Origin of the sequence: Salipiger bermudensis (genome assembly GCF_017309175.1) — a bacterium.
GTDB lineage: Bacteria > Pseudomonadota > Alphaproteobacteria > Rhodobacterales > Rhodobacteraceae > Salipiger > Salipiger bermudensis.
Genome location: NZ_JAEKJV010000004.1, coordinates 64,424 through 80,523, shown reverse-complemented (window position 1 = coordinate 80,523; position 16,100 = coordinate 64,424). Strand labels below are relative to the sequence as shown.

The window sequence follows — 16,100 nt, the reverse complement described above, 5'->3', positions numbered from 1 at the left end:
CCCACCGGCCGAAAGAGGTGCTTCGCTTGCCCCAATCGCTTCTGCCATGGTTCCTTGTGATACAGCGGCTCGGCATTGCCTTGCTCACGTTGATCATCGTCTCCTTTGCCGTCTTCTTCGCCACCGAGCTTTTGCCCGGGGACGTTGCCGAAATCCTGCTTGGTCAAGCTGCCACGCCCGAGGCCGTCGCAGGCCTGCGCGCCGCGATGGGGCTCGACGAGCCGGCGCTCAGCCGCTTCATCGGCTGGCTTGCGGGGCTGGCAAGCGGGGATCTCGGCACCTCCTACGTCAACAAGATGGAGATCGTGGAACTGCTCTCGGGCCGGCTGAGAAACTCGCTGCAGCTTGCCGGGGTGACGACGCTCGTCTCGGTGCCGATCGCGCTGAGCCTCGGCATCGGTGCCGCCATGTGGCGCGGCTCGCTGTTCGACCGCGTGGTCACGGTGCTGACGATCTCAGTGATCTCGGTGCCGGAATTCATGGTCGCGACATTGGCGGTGCTGATCTTCGCGGTCTGGCTCGACTGGCTGCCGGCGCTGAGCTACGGCGCAGACATGAGCTCGCTCGGAACGATGCTGAAGGCCTACGCGATGCCTGTGATCACGCTCTCCTTCGTGGTCTCTGCGCAGATGATCCGGATGACCCGCGCCGCGGTGATCGAGACGATCAACACGCCTTATGTCGAGATGGCGCTGCTCAAGGGTGCTTCGCGCAAGCGCATGGTGCTCGTGCACGCGCTGCCGAACGCGCTGGGGCCGATCGCCAACGCGGTGGCGTTGTCGCTGAGCTATCTGGTGGGCGGCGTGATCATCGTCGAGACGATCTTCAATTATCCCGGCGTCGCCAAACTGATGGTCGACGCGGTGAGCACCCGCGACCTGCCGCTGATCCAGTCCTGCGCGATGATCTTCTGCGTCAGCTACCTGATGCTGATCACGCTCGCCGACCTGATTGCAATCCTGTCCAACCCGAGGCTGCGTCGATGATGGCAGAGTACCAGACCACCACCGCCGCCAAGGATGCGCCCAAGCCGAAGGGGCCGGGCTGGAGTTTCAACTGGGTCGGCCGCATCGGCCTCGCGATCATGCTGTTCTGGGGGCTCGTGGCCTTCGTCGGCCCGTGGCTCGCGCCGCACCCGCCGGGCGAGATCGTCGACTGGGACTATTTCGGCCCGGTCAGCGGTGACTACTGGATGGGCACCGATTATCTCGGGCGCGACATCTTCTCGCGCATCCTGATGGGCGCGCGCTACACCGTTGGCATCGCGCTCGCCGCCGTCACGCTGGCCTGCACGCTGGGCGTCATCCTCGGCATGATCGCTGCGGTCGCCGGCGGCTGGTTCGACATGGTGCTGTCGCGGCTGCTCGATGCCTTCAACGGCATCCCCTCTCTGCTTTTCGGGCTGGTCGTCGTGGCCGCCGTGGGTTCGTCGATCCCGGTGCTGATCCTGACCCTGACGGCGATCTACATGCCCGGCGCCTACCGCTTTGCCCGCGCGCTGGCGGTCAACGTGAACACCATGGATTTCGTCACCGTGGCCCGGGCCCGCGGCGAGAGCACGCGCTACCTGATCCTGCAGGAGATCTTCCCCAATATCCTCGGTCCGGTGCTCGCCGATCTCGGCCTGCGTTTCGTGTTCATCGTCCTGGTGCTGTCGGGGCTGTCCTTCCTCGGGCTCGGGGTGCAGCCGCCCAATGCCGACTGGGGCGGCTTGGTGCGCGAGAACATCGAAGGGCTGAGCCTCGGTGCGCCGGCGGTGATCTTCCCGTCGGTCGCCATCGCCTCGCTGACCATCTCGGTGAACATGTTCATCGACAACCTGCCCACCAAGATCCGCGACAGGAGCGAATGATGACCGATCCCCTCGTCACCGTCGAGAAGCTGCGCATCGGCGCAACCACCGACTCCGGCCGCAAGGTCGAGATCATCAAGGGCGTGGATTTCGAGATCGCACCGGGAGAAATCGTCGCGCTGATCGGCGAGAGCGGCTCGGGCAAGACCACGATCGCGCTGTCGCTGATGGGCCATACCCGGACCGGCTGCAAGATCGAGGGCGGCACGATCCGCATTGGCGACTGCGATATGACCGCCATGTCGAACCGTGCCCGTGCCGCGCTGCGCGGCACCGAGGTCTCCTACGTGCCGCAATCGGCCGCGGCGGCGTTCAACCCCTCGAAGCGGATCATGGATCAGGTCATCGAGATCGCCGCGATCCACGAGCTGATGCCGCGCGCCGAGGCCGAGAAGAAGGCGGTGGAGCTGTTCCGCGCTCTGGCGCTGCCGGATGCCGACACGATCGGCCAGCGCTATCCGCACCAGGTTTCGGGCGGACAGCTTCAGCGCCTGTCGGCGGCTATGGCGCTGATCGGCGATCCCAAGCTGGTGATCTTCGACGAGCCCACCACGGCGCTCGACGTGACCACCCAGATCGAGGTGCTGCGGGCGTTCAAGTCTGTGATGCGCGCAGGTGGTATCGCGGGTGTCTATGTCAGCCACGACCTTGCCGTCGTGGCGCAGATCGCCGACCGCATCATCGTGCTCAAGGGCGGCGAGATACAGGAGGTCGGCGGTGCCGAGCAAATCCTGAATGCGCCCCGCGACGCCTATACCAAGCAGCTTCTCGCGGCCTTCGAGCCGGTGCCGCACCAGCCGGAGGAACAGCCGACCCAGGCCGCCAAGCCCAAGCCGGTGCTCGAGGTTTTCGATCTGTGTGCCGGCTACGGGGCCATACGCAACGGTGAGCCGGCGGCAAAGATCCTCAAGGACGTCAGCTTCAAGATCGAGCGCGGGCGCAATCTTGGCGTCATCGGCGAGTCCGGCTCGGGAAAATCGACTCTGGCCCGAGCCGTGGCCGGCATCCTGCCCGCCTATCGAGGTGGCGTCATCGTCGATGGTACGGAGATGAAGCCCGATCTCAAGGATCGCTCCAAGGCCGAGCTGCGGCGGATGCAGATGGTCTTCCAGCTGGCGGATACCGCGCTCAACCCGGCGCATTCCATCGGCGCCATCCTCGCCCGGCCGCTGACCTTCTACGAAGGCCTGCGCGGCAAGGCACGCGAGGCCCGGGTGACCGAGCTTCTCGACATGGTCCACCTGCCGGCCAGCCTCCGGCATCGCCTGCCGGGCGAACTGTCGGGTGGCCAGAAGCAGCGGGTGAACCTGGCCCGCGCGCTGGCGGCGAAACCGGAGCTCATTCTCTGCGACGAGATCACGTCGGCGCTCGACACGGTGGTGGCCGCGGCGATCCTCGAGCTGCTCAAGGAACTGCAAAGCGAACTGGGGCTGAGCTACATGTTCATCAGCCACGATCTCTCGACGGTCGAGGCGATCTGCGATGACGTGCTGGTGATGTACAAGGGCGAGGTGGTCGAGGCGCTGCCCGCCGCGACGATGTCGAGCGAGGCCACGCATCCCTATTCGCGGCTGCTGATCTCGTCGGTGCCGAAGCTCGACACCGGCTGGCTTGCCGGGCTCGAGCAGGATCCCGAGCTGGTGGCGCAATTCGCCAACCGCTGAGCCCGAGACCCGCCGGGGCTGCGAGCGGATCGCGCGGCCCCGGTCTCAGACCTTGTCGGCGAAGAGATGCGTGAGCGGCATCCGGGTCTTGGAGAACGGGGTCTTCATCACCACGAAGCTGAAATACTTATCGATCCCGACATCGCGGTCGATGAGCTCCTCGACAATCGTCTGGTAATCCGAGATCGACGCGGTAACGAATTTCGCCAGATAGTCGTAGCCGCCCGAAACGAGGTGGCATTCAACGCAGCATTCGACCTGCTCCAAAGCCTCCTGGAAGCGGGCAAGGTCGATCTGGCGGTGGTTGCGCAAGGTGAACTCGGTGAACACGGTCAGCGTCTCGCCGAGCTTGGCCATGTCGACCTGCGCCGCGTAGCCGGTGATGTAGCCGGCCTTCTGCAACTTTTTCACCCGCATCAGGCAGGGCGAGGGTGACAGGTTCACCAAGTCCGCGAGCTCGACATTGGTGATACGCCCGTTGCGCTGCAACTCGGCGAGAATCTTCAGGTCGATCCGGTCGAGCTTGTAGCTGGGGCTCATCGTGTCTTTCCTTCGGGGTCTGCGCGCCGGTTCGATCTTCTCAAGGGCAGGGCCGTCTGCGAGTCAACCGCATTCGACAGGAAATGCCGTGACGGCGGGGTGATCCGGCAGATGCAACTGGGCCGTCCGGCATAGAAAATGAGGGGATTACAGGAGACTGACATGACCGCCCCCTTGCTGCATATCGACACCCAGACCGAGCTGCCAGAGACCGCCGATTGCGTGGTGATCGGGGCTGGCATCGTCGGCACCTCGGCCGCCTACTGGCTGGCACGGGCGGGGATGAAGGTGGTCTTGCTCGAAAAGGGCCGCGTCGGGGCCGAACAGTCGAGCCGAAACTGGGGCTGGTGCCGCCAGCAGAACCGCGATGCCCGCGAACTGCCGCTCTCGACCCGCAGCCTGGCGCTTTGGGAAGAGATGACGCGCGACATCGGAGAAGACCTCGGGTTTCGCCGTTGCGGGCTGCTCTATCTCTCCAACGACCCAGCCGAGCTGGAGGGCTGGGCGCGCTGGGGGCGTTTTGCCCGCGGCGAGGGCGTCGACACCCGGATGCTGAGCGCCGCAGAGGCCACCGAGCGCGGCGCCGCCACCGGCCAGAGCTGGGCCGGCGGCGTTTGGTCGCCCAGCGACGGCGTGGCCGACCCTTCGCGCGCCGCGCCGCTGATTGCCAAGGGCATCCTCAAGCATGGCGGGCAGGTGATCCAGAGCTGCGCCGCGCGCGGCATCGAGACCGAGGCCGGTGCGGTTTCCGCGGTGGTGACCGAGAAGGGCCGCATCCAGACGAAACAGGTCGTGCTCTCGGGCGGCGCCTGGGCGGGAAGCTTCCTGCATCAGTCGGGCATCGTCTTTCCGCAGGCCTCGGTGCGCAGCTCGATCCTGTCGCTGGCGCCGGGCATCGAGGATCTGCCGCCGGCGCTTCACACCGCCGCCGTCTCGGTGACCCGGCGCGGCGATGGCGGGCACACGCTGGCGATCTCCGGGCGCAGCCATGTCGACCCGACCCCCGGCACGCTGCGCGGGGCCAAGCACTTCCTGCCGATGTTCGCCAAGCGCTGGCGCGCGCTGGCGCCGGGCGGGTTGCAGGCCTGGCAGGCCGGGTTCGAGACCCGCAAGATCTGGGCGCTCGACCGAGAGACCCCGATGGAGCAGGTGCGCATCCTTGATCCCAAGCCATCCGAGCGGCTGGTGGACGAAACCCTGACCCGCGCCCGACGCTTGCTGCCGGCGCTGGAGGGCGCGACGGTCCAGGCCAGGTGGGCGGGCTACATCGACAGCACCCCGGACGGCGTGCCGGTCATCGATTCCGACATCGGCATCCCGGGGCTGACACTGGCGGCCGGGCTCTCGGGCCACGGCTTCGGCATCGGGCCGGGGGTTGGTCATCTGGTGGCGGACATGCTCAACGGGCGCGCGCCGATCACCGAAACCGACCAGTACAAGCTGAACCGCTTCGACGGCTCGCAATGGGGCAAGGTGGCGAAATTCTAGGCTCACGCGGCGAACCTGGCGATCGACATGGCCTCGATCGGAGTCTCGCAGGCCCCGGTTGCCACCAGTTCGGCCATGGCGTCTCCGACGCCGGGGCCAAGCTGGAAGCCGTGGCCGCAGAAGCCGAAGGCGTGGAACAGGCCGGGCGTGTTGGCCGAGGCCCCCATCACCGGAAGCCCGTCATCGACATAGCCCTCGCAGCCCGACCAGTGCCGGATGATCGCCACGTCGCGCAGCGCCGGGCACATCCGCACCAGCTTCCCGAGCTGCCGCGACAGGCCCGAGGGATCGAAACGGCCGAAACCGCTCTCGTCGACCGGCAGCCGCGGCACGCCGCCGCCAAAGACGATGTTGCCGCGCTCGACCTGACGCAGGTAGGCACCGCTCTGCTGCGACCAGACACCGACCACCGGCAGGATGCGGTGCGGCAGGGGCTCGGTCACGCCCATCTGGGGGCCGTGCATCCCCAGTGGCACCGCCTCGCCGAAGCGGCCCGCAACCTCGGCGCCCCAGGCCCCGGCGCAATTCACCAGAACATCGGCCCCGAAGACGCCCTGTCTGGTGCTGAGCTCGAAGCCGCTCTCGGTGCGGGCGATGTCGGGCACGCCGGCCTCCGCCACGATCTCGGCGCCGGCACGGGCGGCTGCATCGGCAAAGGCCGGCCCAACCAGCCGCGGGTTGGCGCTGCCGTCCTGCGGAGAAAAGCTGGCAGCAATGGCCGTCGGGCCGAGGCCCGGAAAGCGGCGGGCGATTTCGGCGGGCGCCAGCTCTTCGAGCGCGAGGCCCAGCGGCCGTGCTGCGTCGGCGAAGCGGCGCATGTCCGCACGCGAGGCCTCGTCGAAGATCAGCCGCAGGTGCCCCGTGGCGCGGAACTCGACATCGCGGCCAAGCAGCGCCTCGGACCGGGTCCAGAGCGCCAGCGAGCGCTGTGCCAGCGGCATCTGCTCGAGCGCTCGCCCGCTGCGGCGGATGTTGCCGAACGAGGCCACCGTTGCGCCGGCCCCGATGAGGCCGCGCTCGATCAGCCGCACGCGGACGCCGCGCCGGGCCAGGAAAAAGGCCGTGGCCGTGCCCATCAGCCCGCCGCCAAGTACGATGACCTGCATGAAAGCTCCTTTGCATCTTGCCCCAAGAGAACCCGGCAAGGGGCCTTGGGTCAAAGACGGGAAACAGGCATGGTCATAAGTCCAACCTATGGAGAGCGACATGCGGGCACGGCAGCTTGAGGTGTTCACCGCGGTGATGCGGGCGGGAACAGTGACCGAGGCAGCGCGCCTGCTGAACATCTCGCAACCGGCGCTGAGCCAGGTGTTGCGCCACACCGAGGACGATCTGGGCTTTGCGCTGTTCACCCGCGAGAAGGGGCGGCTGAAACCGACGCCGGAGGCCCAGGAACTCTATCCGGAGGCCGAGCGCCTTTTCGGAGAGCTTGAGGGGCTGCGGCGCAAGACCGCCGACCTCAGGCTCGGGCGTGCCGGTCTGGTGCGCATCGGCTGCTCGACCCCGCCCGCCATGTCGCTGCTGCCGCGCGTGATGGCGGCGTTTCGCGCCCGGCATCCCGACATCGCGCTGCGTTGCAACGTCGCGCCGGTGCAGTCCCTTCACACCATGCTCCGCGAGGGCGATGCGGCGATGGCGTTGGCGCTGACCGACCAGATGCCGCAGGAGATCGAGGTCGAGGTGCTGGGCCGGACAGGGTTTTGCTGCCTGTTGCCCGCGGAGCATCCGCTGGCCGGGCAGGAGAGCATCGGTCTGGGACAGCTGAGCGATGCCTTCGTCATTTCCTACCGCAACGCGACCCGACCCTATGATGAGCTCGACAGGGCGGCGCGTCGCGAAGGCGGCCGCTTCGAGCCACGGCTCGAGATCGACACTTCGATCTCTGCGGTGGGGTTCGTGCAGGCGGGGCTCGGCATCGCGGTTGTCGACTCGCTGCTGCCTTGGGAGCAGTTCGACGGGATCGAGGTGCGCCCGCTCACCGCCTCGCCGGCCTTGCCGCTGTCGCTGCTGACCTTGCGGGGGCGGGCGCTCTCGCGGGCTGAAGAGCTGATGCGGGGCCAGGTTCGGGCGTTGTTGCCGACAGGACTCGCGCCGCCATAGGTCGGACTTATGGGTTTGCGCCGCATCCGACTTGGACCGCCGGGCCGCGCTCTGCTCGATTGGGGCAAACGGAACGAAAGGCGATGACCCATGGACGGCCAACTCCCCGGCAGGGACCCTCAGGGCGAAGACTGGAAGATCGGTGTCGATATCGGCGGCACCTTCATGGATTTCTGCGCGCTGGAGGCCAACTCGGGCCGCATCGCCTCGCTCAAGGTGCTGACCACGCCGGATGATCCGGGCGCCGAGCTGCGCACCGGTCTCGACCTGCTGGCCGAGCGCGAAGGGCTGGACGCGGCGGCGGTGAGCCGCTTCGTGCATGGCACCACCGTGGGCATCAACACCATCATCCAGCGCAAAGGCGCACGGCTTGCGATGTTCACCAACGCGGGCTTCGAGGACGTGATCGAGCTGGCCCGCCTGCGGATGCCCGACATGTACTCGCTGTTCTGCCAGCGCCCCGATCCGCTGGTGCCGCGCGACATGATCTTCGGCCTGCCGCTGCGGATGCGCGCCGACGGACGCCGCAGCGATGCGCCCGAGGGCGCCGTCGCCGAGGCCGTGGCGCAGGCCCGGGCCGCAGGGGCAGAGGGCGTCATTGTCTCGCTGCTGCACGCATGGCGGGACCCGGCGCAGGAGATCGCGGTGCGCGAGGAGATCGAGGCGCTTGCCCCGGAGCTCTTCGTTTTCACCTCCTCCGAGGTCTGGCCGGTGATCCGCGAATACGAGCGCAGCTCGACCGCGATCCTCAACGGCTACGTGCACCCCCGCGTCGCTGGCTATCTCGAGGCGCTCGAGGCGCGGCTGACAGCGCAGGGCGTGCCGGCGCGGGCGATGCTGACCAAGTCGAACGGAGGCGTGATGACGGCCGGCGAGGGGCGCCGCGACTGCGTCTCGATGCTGCTCTCGGGCACTGCTTCGGGGGTCATCGGCGCGGCATGGCTGGCGCGGCAGGCGGGCGAGAGCCGCCTCCTGACGCTCGACATCGGCGGCACCTCGGCGGATTTCGCGCTGATCATCGACGGCGAGGTGCAGTTCGGCTCGGACGAGCTGGTGGGAGAGTTCCCGCTGCACATCCCGTCGGTCTCGGTCAGCTCGATCGGCATCGGCGGCGGCTCGATCGCCTCGGTGGATGAGCACGGCGTGCTGCGCGTGGGCCCCGAAAGCGCAGGCTCGGTGCCCGGCCCGGCCTGCTACGGGCGCGGCGGCACCCGCGCCACCGTCACCGACGCGATGGCGGTCTGCGGCTGGCTGGGGCATTCGGAAATGGCCTATGGCCAGCTCGACATGAAGGTGGATCTGGCGCGCGAGGCGGTTGGCGCGCTGGCGCAGACGCTCGGGCGAGGCGTCGAGGAGACCGCTCAGGCGATCCTCGACATCGCGATCTCGGAGATGTTCGTCGAGGTCGAGAAGCTGTCGTCGCGGGCCGGGGTCGACCTGCGCGACTTCGCGCTGATGCCCTTCGGTGGCGGTGGCCCGATGCTGGGCGCCTTCCTCGCCCGCGAGCTCGGGATGCCGCGGGTCGTGGCGCCACGACGTCCCGGCGTGGTCTCGGCGCTCGGCGGACTGGTGGCCGATCTGAAGGGCGACTTCATCCGCACGGTCTTTGCCGATCTCGATGCCGCGCGCCTGCCGGTGCTGCGGGAGCATTTCAAGGCGCTGGCGGACGAGGGCCGCGACTGGCTCGCGGCGCAGGGCCATGACGGCGCCATCGAGCTGCGGCTCTCCGGCGACATGCGCTATGCGGGGCAGAGCTACGAGATCGAGGTGACCCTCGAGCCCGACTGGCTGTCCGATCTCGACCGGCTGACCGATGCGTTCCACGAGACCCATCGCCGGATCTACGATTTCGACGATCCCGAAGGCCGGATCGAGATGGTCAACCTGCGGCTCTCGGCGGTGGGGGCCGGGCCCAAGCCCGACCTCGCCGAGCTGGCCCGTGTCGAGGCCGGCGACAGCCGCGTTGTGCAGGTCCATATCGGCGGCTGGCGTCCGGTGCCGCTCTATCCGCGCGCAGCGCTGGCGGCGGGCACGGTCTTTGGCGGGCCGGCGATCGTCGCGCAGGAAGACACCACCTTTGCCATTCCCGTGGGCGCCAGCGCCCGGGTCGACGGCAATCTCAACATCCACCTGCAGTTCGAGGACTGATCCATGTTCGACAAGATGACCCTCCAGGTGCTCGCCAATCATGCCCGCGCGGCGGCCGAGAACATGGCCCACACCCTGCACCGCACCGCGCATTCCGCCTTCGTGAAGGAAACCCAGGACTTCACGGTCATGCTGATGGACCGCACCGGCGACACCTTCGCCGTGCCGATGGAGCTGGGGGCGACATGGTATCCCGGCCTGACTTATGGCCGGGCGATCGACATGGTCGAGGACTACCGCCCCGGCGATGTGGCCTTCACCAACGATCCCTATTCGGGCCACGTGGCCACCCACGCCCCCGATACCCACCTGTGGAAGCCGGTCTTCGCCGATGACGAGATCGTCGCCTGGACCGGCGGGCACATCCACAACACCGACATGGGCGGCGCCGTGCCCGCCTCGCTGTCGCGCTCGCTGACCGAGATCCATCAAGAGGGCCTGCGCTTTCCGCCGATGAAGCTGGTGCGCGAGGGCGTGTTCGACGAGCAGATCATGCAGATCATGTCGACCAATGTGCGCAAGCCCGCCCTCAATATCGGCGACATCAAGGCGCTGGTCGGCGCGCTCAACACCGGCGAGCGCAAGGTTCACGCGATGATCGAGCGCTTCGGCAAGCAGGGCTTCGTCAGCGGCGTGGCGGCGCTGAAAGCGCAGGCCGAGGCGCAGGCCCGTGCCATTCTCACCGAGATCCCCGATGGTGAGTACGTCTTTGCCGATTACGCCGACGAGGACAGCGACGAGGCCAACCCCTGTCGGCTGAAGCTCACGCTGACGATCCGGGGCGATGAGGCGATCCTCGACTTTACCGGCTCGGACCCGCAGCTGGCCTCCTCGCTCAACGTGCCCTCGGGCGGCGATCCGCGCCACACCATGCTGCTGGTGGGGGTGTATTACGTGCTCTACACGCTCAATCCCCGCATCCTGCTCAACACCGGCCTGACCCGGCCCTTCACCTGCATCACCCCGGAGGGCACCGTGCTGAACCCGGTCGCGCCGGCGGCGGTGGGCATGCGCTCGCTGACCTGCGCGCGGCTGCGCTCGGTGATCTTCGGCGCCTTCGTGCAGGCGATCCCCGACCGGATGCCCGCCGCTCCCGCCGGCAACAACTGCATCGTCAACGTGATGACCCGTGACGAGCGCTCGCAGCGCACGGTGATCGCGGCGGTGAACCCGGTGGTGGGCGGCGGCGGCGGCATGCCGCATCGCGACGGCACCAACGGCTCGGGCGCCGACGCCGCCTATCTCAAGAACACGCCGATCGAGATCACCGAGACCGAGGTGCCGGTGGAGTTCGTGAAATACGGGCTGGCGCAGGACACCGGCGGCGCCGGGCGCTGGCGCGGCGGTCTGGCCACCGAAATGGCGTTCCGGGTCTTCACCCCCGACAGCCGCATCACCGCGCGCAACCGCGACCGCTCGTTCTTCCGGCCCTGGGGCACCGATGGCGGCCGGGCGGCGGGGCTCGCGGACATGGTGGTCAATCCCGGCACCCCCGACGAGCGCCGCATGGGCTCGAAGGACACCGCCATCCTGCAGCCCGGCGATGTGCTCGAGGTGCGGTCCGCCGGCGGCGGAGGGCGCGGCAACCCGGCCGAGCGCGAGCCGTGGCGGGTCGCCCGCGACGTGGCGCGGGGCTACGTTTCGCCCGAGGCGGCAGAGCGCGACTACGGCGTGATCCTCAGGGACGGCGAGGTCGACGAGGCCGCGACAGAGGCGGCGCGCGCGGCCCTGCCGGCGCCGTCGGGGGCGTTCTTCCACTATGGCCCCGAGCGCGAGGGCTACGAGTCGCGCTGGACCGACGAGGCCTATGACAGGCTCACCGAGATCTTGGGCAGCCTGCCGATCCACTGGCGGTTCTTCACCAAGACCGAGATCTTCCGCCGCATCGAGGGCAGCGGCGCCGTGGCGGTCGATGCCGCGTTCGAAGCCACCTGCGCCCGCTTCCCCGAGCTGCCGCGCCCGCAAGGCTTCGCCGAGGCTGCGGAATGAGTGCAGCCGGGTTCAGCACGGGCCGGCTAGTCCGGCTGGCCGAGACCGCCCGCGCCCCGGTCGGGTTCACCTTCGACGGCGAGGCGCTGACCGGGCTCGAGGGCGACACGGTGCTGACCGCGATCCTGCTGTCGCGCGGCGCCCTGCGCGCCTCCGAGTTCGGCCCCGAGGCGCGGGCCGGGTTCTGCCTGATGGGAGCCTGCCAGGATTGCTGGGTCTGGCAGGAAGAGGGGCCGCGTCTGCGGGCCTGCTCGACACCGCTTGCCGAGGGCATGCGGCTGCTGAGCGCCGCGCCCGCGCAGTGGCCGGCGCGCTCCGCATGAGCCGGGTTCTGATCGTGGGCGCGGGCCCGGCGGGCATCCGTGCCGCCGAGACGCTGGCCGGGGCCGGGCTGCATCCGGTCGTGGTGGACGAGGCCGCGCGCGCCGGTGGACAGATCTACCGCCGCCCGCCGGAGGGCTTCACACGCCCGCCGGAGAAACTCTACGGGTCCGAGGCCGCCAAGGCCCGCGCCCTGCATGGCACCTTCGACGCGCTGGTCGCCGAGGGCCGCATCACCCATCTGCCCGGACGCTCGGTTCTGGCGCTGCGCGACGGGGTTGCGTATGTGCTGGGCGAGGCGCGGGAGGAGATCCGCCATGACCGCCTGATCCTCGCCACCGGCGCGACCGACCGGCTGGCCCCCGTGCCGGGTTGGCAGGCAGGCGGGGTCTATTCGCTCGGTGCGGCGCAGATCGCGCTCAAGTCTCAGGGCGTGGCGCTTGGCCGACGCATCGTGCTGGCCGGGACCGGCCCGTTGCTCACCCTTCTGGCCTCGCAGCTGCAGGCCGCCGGCGCGCAGGTCGCGGCGGTGCTCGACACCGCGCCGTTGCGCGCTCAGCTCACCGGCGGGGTCGGCATGGCGCTGGCGCGGCCGCTGGTGACTTTGCGCGGCCTTCGGCTGCGCGTGGGGCTTGGCCGCATCTACCACGCCGGTGTTACGCTCGAGCGCATCGAGACAGACGAGAGCGGCCCCACCGCGATGGTTTGGTGCGACGCGCGCGGGCGCCGCCACGAGACGCGCTGCGACATGGTCGGGCTCGGCTGGCACCTGCGCGCCGACGGGACGCTGGCCGACATCGCGGGCGCGCGCTTTGACTGGGATCGGGCGTTTCACCAGTGGCTGCCGCGTGCGGATGCACTTGGGCGCGCCGGGGAAGGGCTCTACCTCGCGGGGGACGGGTTGCGCATTCTCGGGGCCGACGGCGCCGAGCTTGTCGGGCAGGTCGCCGCCATCGCCTGCCTTCAGGACCTTGGCCTGCCGCATCCCGAGCCCGCGCCGCTGCTGCGCCGGCTGGCGCGGATGCGCCGCTTTGCCGAGGCCATGGCGCGTGCCTTTCCGTGGCCCGACGAGGCGGTCGGGGGGCTGCCCGATGACACGGTGATCTGCCGCTGCGAGGGTGTTCGTGCCGGCGACCTGCGCAACACGCTGCCGCTCTCGGGGCCCGAGGCCAACCGGGCCAAGTCGCTCGGGCGCGTTGGCATGGGGCGCTGCCAGGGACGCTATTGCCAGCTGGCCGGCGCCGAGATCATCGCCGCGGCGTCGGGGCGTCCGCCCTCCGAGGTGGGGCGGTTCAGGGCGCAGCCTCCCGCGCGCCCGGCCCCTATCGGCGCGTGGCTGAGCGGGGCGGCAAGCGAGTGCGAGGCCGAGGCAGAATAAGCTGCCAGCCCGACGCATCCCGCAGAGAATTCTGCGTCTGCGCGGCATTCGGCAGCTTTGTCCGGGCCGCTTCGCCGAAGGTGGTCCCAAGCAACGACAGGAGTAGCCCATGCCCGGCTTCGACGCCCCGCTTCCGACGGGACATTTCATCGCGGGTCGCACCGTGACCGCCCCGGCCGAGATCGACGTCATCTCGCCCTCCACCGGGCAGCGGATCGGCGCCATTCCCGGCGCTGACGCGGCGCTGGTCGACGAGGCGGTTCAGGCGGCGCGCGCGGCGCGGGAGGCGTCGAACTGGGGCGGCATCGCCCCCCGCGAGCGGGTCAGGGCGATGCATGCCTGGGCCGACCTGATCGAGGCCGAAGCCGAGCGCCTCGCCTATCTCGAGGCGATTTGCTCGTCGCGACCGCTGGCGCAGGCGAAAACCGGCGATGTGATGGTCACCGCCGAGCAGATCCGGTTCTTTGCCGAGTTCGCCGACAAGGAAGGCGGCGATCTCGTCCCGACCGTCGACAGCGCCTTCGGCTTCATCGCCGACGAGCCCTACGGGGTCATCGGTGCGATCACGCCGTGGAACTTCCCGATGTCGATGGCGGGCTGGAAGCTCGGACCGGCGCTCGCGGCGGGCAATGCCGTGGTGCTCAAGCCCTCCGAGATGACCCCTTACAGCACGCTCTACATGGCCGAACTGTCGGTGCGGGCGGGCATCCCCGCCGGCCTGATCAACATCGTGCTGGGCGACGGACCCACGACCGGCACCGCGATCACCGGTCACCCGCAGATCGACAAGGTCTCGTTCACCGGCTCGACCCGCGCAGGCGCCGCGATCATGGAGAACATCGCCCGGACCGGCATCAAGCCCATGACGCTCGAGCTTGGCGGCAAGAGCCCGATGGTGGTGTTCGCCGATGCCGATCTCGATCTTGCGGCCGAGTGTCTCGACCGGGGCATCATGCCCAATGCCGGGCAGTTCTGCGTCGCGGGTTCGCGCATCCTGGTCGAGGAGAGTATCGCCGGGTCGCTGGCCGAGCGTCTCGCGGCGCGCTTTGCCAAGTATCGTCCCGAGGACACGCTGGCCCCCGAGGCCGGTTTCTCGCCGATCATCTCGGCCGGTCAGCTGCAGCGTATCGACGGCATCGTGCAGGCGGCGGTGGGGCAGGGCGCCGAGCTGCTCTGCGGCGGCGCGCCCTTCGACCGCGAGGGCAGCTTCTACCAGCCGACGCTGATCGGCAACGTCACGCAGGAGAGCCCCGCCGTGACGCAGGAGATCTTCGGCCCGGTCGCCACGTTCCAGACCTTCAAGGACGAAGACGAGGCGATGGCGCTGGCCGCGCATCAGACCTACGGCCTTGCGGCGGGGCTCTTCACCCGCGATCTCAGCCGCGCGCTGCGCCTGACGCGGCGGCTTGAGGCCGGCACGGTCTGGGTCAACCGCTACGGGCGCACGCGCGACCACATCCTGCCGACCGGGGGCTGGAAGGCCTCGGGGCTCGGCAAGGATCTGGGTCGCGAGGCCTTTCTCGCCAACCGCCGGACCAAGTCCGTGCTGATCGACCTTTGAACAGGGACTGACCGATGACCACCTACACTCTTGCCCTGATCCCCGGCGACGGGATTGGCACCGACGTGACCGATGCCGCCATGGAAGTGCTGGCCGCCGCCGCCAAGGGCCGCTTCAGCTTCGAGACCACGCGCTTTCCATGGTCCTGCGAGTATTATCTCGAGCACGGCACGATGATGCCGGCCGACGGCATCGAGACCCTGCGCGGCTTCGACGCGATCTATCTCGGCGCGGTCGGCTGGCCCGCCACGGTCCCGGACTCGGTCTCCCTACACGGGCTGCTGCTGCCGATCCGCAAGGCGTTCAACCAATACGCCAATATCCGTCCGCACCGGCTGCTGTCCGGGGTCGAGGGCCCGCTCAAGGCCGAGGGCTTCGACATCCTGTGCATCCGCGAGAACACCGAAGGCGAGTATTCCGGCGCCGGCGGCCGCGTGCACGAGGGCAAGGACAATGAGGTGGCGGTCGAGACCTCGGTCTTCACGCGTGCGGGCGTCGAGCGCATCCTGCGCTTCGGCTTCGAGCAGGCGCGCGCCCGCCGCAAGCACCTGACTTCGGTGACGAAGTCGAATGCTCAGAAATACTCGATGGTGTTCTGGGACGAGGTCACCCGCGAACTGGCCGCCGAGTATCCGGACGTGACCGTCAGCCACATGCATATCGATGCCATGGCGGCCAAGATGGTCATGGCGCCGCAGGATCTCGATGTGGTGGTGGCGTCGAACCTCTTCGGCGACATCCTCACAGATCTCGGGGCCGCCATTCAGGGCGGTCTGGGCTTCGCCGCCTCGGCCAACATCAACCCCGACCGCACGGCGCCGTCGATGTTCGAGCCGGTGCACGGCTCGGCCCCAGACATCGCAGGCCAGAACATCGCCAACCCGATCGCCGCGATCTGGTCGGTGGCCCAGATGCTCGAGCATCTGGGCGAGGGCGAGGCCTCTTCCGCGTTCCTGTCCGCCATCGAGGCGGCGACCGCGAAGGGTATCGGCTGCCGCCCGGGCGCGAGCAGCACGCAAGAGATCACCGCGGCGGTCATCGCCGCCCTGGAGGCCTGAG

At 68.9% G+C, this 16,100-nt stretch carries 13 protein-coding genes; 11 read left to right on the top strand and 2 right to left on the bottom strand.

The annotated features are described in order from the left end of the window. Window positions 1-26: 26 nt before the first annotated feature. The 3 genes from JF542_RS06925 to JF542_RS06915 are packed head-to-tail and all read left to right on the top strand — an operon-like array spanning window position 27 to window position 3,516. Window positions 27-986: an ABC transporter permease gene (locus JF542_RS06925; protein ID WP_007801670.1), complete on the top strand. Its 960-nt coding sequence runs from the start codon at window positions 27-29 to the stop codon at window positions 984-986. Further along, window positions 983-1,852, top strand: a complete 870-nt coding sequence (locus JF542_RS06920) for an ABC transporter permease (protein ID WP_007801668.1) — start codon at window positions 983-985, stop codon at window positions 1,850-1,852. The genes JF542_RS06925 and JF542_RS06920 overlap by 4 nt, the downstream gene beginning before the upstream one ends. Further along, entirely contained in the window at window positions 1,852-3,516 is a 1,665-nt protein-coding gene (locus tag JF542_RS06915) for an ABC transporter ATP-binding protein (protein ID WP_207075273.1), read from the top strand. The genes JF542_RS06920 and JF542_RS06915 overlap by 1 nt, the downstream gene beginning before the upstream one ends. 45 nt (window positions 3,517-3,561) lie before the next feature. Here JF542_RS06915 and JF542_RS06910 read toward each other — a convergent pair whose 3' ends face one another. Next, complete coding sequence (locus JF542_RS06910; protein WP_207075272.1) at window positions 3,562-4,056, bottom strand: Lrp/AsnC family transcriptional regulator; 495 nt, start codon at window positions 4,054-4,056, stop codon at window positions 3,562-3,564. 162 nt (window positions 4,057-4,218) lie between these two features. Between JF542_RS06910 and JF542_RS06905 the strand changes: the two genes are divergently transcribed. Next, the gene (locus JF542_RS06905; protein ID WP_207075271.1) at window positions 4,219-5,544 is read left to right on the top strand and encodes an NAD(P)/FAD-dependent oxidoreductase; all 1,326 of its coding nucleotides are present in this window, start codon (window positions 4,219-4,221) and stop codon (window positions 5,542-5,544) included. A gap of 2 nt (window positions 5,545-5,546) precedes the next feature. Here JF542_RS06905 and JF542_RS06900 read toward each other — a convergent pair whose 3' ends face one another. After that, window positions 5,547-6,650, bottom strand: a complete 1,104-nt coding sequence (locus tag JF542_RS06900) for an NAD(P)/FAD-dependent oxidoreductase (RefSeq protein ID WP_207075270.1) — start codon at window positions 6,648-6,650, stop codon at window positions 5,547-5,549. Between the two features lie 100 nt (window positions 6,651-6,750). Here JF542_RS06900 and JF542_RS06895 point away from each other — a divergent pair, with 100 nt between their 5' ends. From JF542_RS06895 to JF542_RS06865, 7 genes are all read left to right on the top strand, one after another. After that, window positions 6,751-7,644 (top strand): LysR family transcriptional regulator, encoded by an 894-nt coding sequence (locus JF542_RS06895; RefSeq protein WP_242533641.1) that lies wholly within the window; start codon window positions 6,751-6,753, stop codon window positions 7,642-7,644. Window positions 7,645-7,734: 90 nt separating this feature from the next. Next, window positions 7,735-9,792, top strand: coding sequence for a hydantoinase/oxoprolinase family protein (locus tag JF542_RS06890; RefSeq protein ID WP_207075268.1), 2,058 nt, complete (start codon window positions 7,735-7,737; stop codon window positions 9,790-9,792). A 3-nt stretch (window positions 9,793-9,795) separates the two neighbouring features. After that, a complete protein-coding gene (locus tag JF542_RS06885) occupies window positions 9,796-11,781 on the top strand; it encodes a hydantoinase B/oxoprolinase family protein (RefSeq protein ID WP_207075267.1) in 1,986 nt (661 codons plus the stop codon). Then, on the top strand, window positions 11,778-12,104 hold the full coding sequence (locus JF542_RS06880; RefSeq protein ID WP_007801657.1) for a (2Fe-2S)-binding protein: 327 nt from the start codon (window positions 11,778-11,780) through the stop codon (window positions 12,102-12,104). The genes JF542_RS06885 and JF542_RS06880 overlap by 4 nt, the downstream gene beginning before the upstream one ends. Beyond that, complete coding sequence (locus JF542_RS06875; protein WP_242533640.1) at window positions 12,101-13,480, top strand: FAD-dependent oxidoreductase; 1,380 nt, start codon at window positions 12,101-12,103, stop codon at window positions 13,478-13,480. Before JF542_RS06880 ends, JF542_RS06875 begins: the two co-directional genes overlap by 4 nt. Window positions 13,481-13,589: 109 nt before the next feature. Beyond that, the gene (locus JF542_RS06870; protein WP_207075265.1) at window positions 13,590-15,041 is read left to right on the top strand and encodes an aldehyde dehydrogenase family protein; all 1,452 of its coding nucleotides are present in this window, start codon (window positions 13,590-13,592) and stop codon (window positions 15,039-15,041) included. Window positions 15,042-15,055: 14 nt separating this feature from the next. Further along, on the top strand, window positions 15,056-16,099 hold the full coding sequence (locus tag JF542_RS06865) for a tartrate dehydrogenase (protein WP_207075264.1): 1,044 nt from the start codon (window positions 15,056-15,058) through the stop codon (window positions 16,097-16,099). Window position 16,100: the final 1 nt, after the last annotated feature.

Excerpts from the sequence above, each read along its gene's own strand:
- JF542_RS06920 (WP_007801668.1), top strand. The coding sequence starts at position 983 with ATGATGGCAGAGTACCAGACCACCACCGCCGCCAAGGATGCGCCCAAG.
- JF542_RS06915 (WP_207075273.1), top strand. The coding sequence starts at position 1,852 with ATGACCGATCCCCTCGTCACCGTCGAGAAGCTGCGCATCGGCGCAACC.
- JF542_RS06910 (WP_207075272.1), bottom strand. The coding sequence starts at position 4,056 with ATGAGCCCCAGCTACAAGCTCGACCGGATCGACCTGAAGATTCTCGCC.
- JF542_RS06905 (WP_207075271.1), top strand. The coding sequence starts at position 4,219 with ATGACCGCCCCCTTGCTGCATATCGACACCCAGACCGAGCTGCCAGAG.
- JF542_RS06900 (WP_207075270.1), bottom strand. The coding sequence starts at position 6,650 with ATGCAGGTCATCGTACTTGGCGGCGGGCTGATGGGCACGGCCACGGCC.
- JF542_RS06895 (WP_242533641.1), top strand. The coding sequence starts at position 6,751 with ATGCGGGCACGGCAGCTTGAGGTGTTCACCGCGGTGATGCGGGCGGGA.
- JF542_RS06890 (WP_207075268.1), top strand. The coding sequence starts at position 7,735 with ATGGACGGCCAACTCCCCGGCAGGGACCCTCAGGGCGAAGACTGGAAG.
- JF542_RS06885 (WP_207075267.1), top strand. The coding sequence starts at position 9,796 with ATGTTCGACAAGATGACCCTCCAGGTGCTCGCCAATCATGCCCGCGCG.
- JF542_RS06880 (WP_007801657.1), top strand. The coding sequence starts at position 11,778 with ATGAGTGCAGCCGGGTTCAGCACGGGCCGGCTAGTCCGGCTGGCCGAG.
- JF542_RS06875 (WP_242533640.1), top strand. The coding sequence starts at position 12,101 with ATGAGCCGGGTTCTGATCGTGGGCGCGGGCCCGGCGGGCATCCGTGCC.
- JF542_RS06870 (WP_207075265.1), top strand. The coding sequence starts at position 13,590 with ATGCCCGGCTTCGACGCCCCGCTTCCGACGGGACATTTCATCGCGGGT.
- JF542_RS06865 (WP_207075264.1), top strand. The coding sequence starts at position 15,056 with ATGACCACCTACACTCTTGCCCTGATCCCCGGCGACGGGATTGGCACC.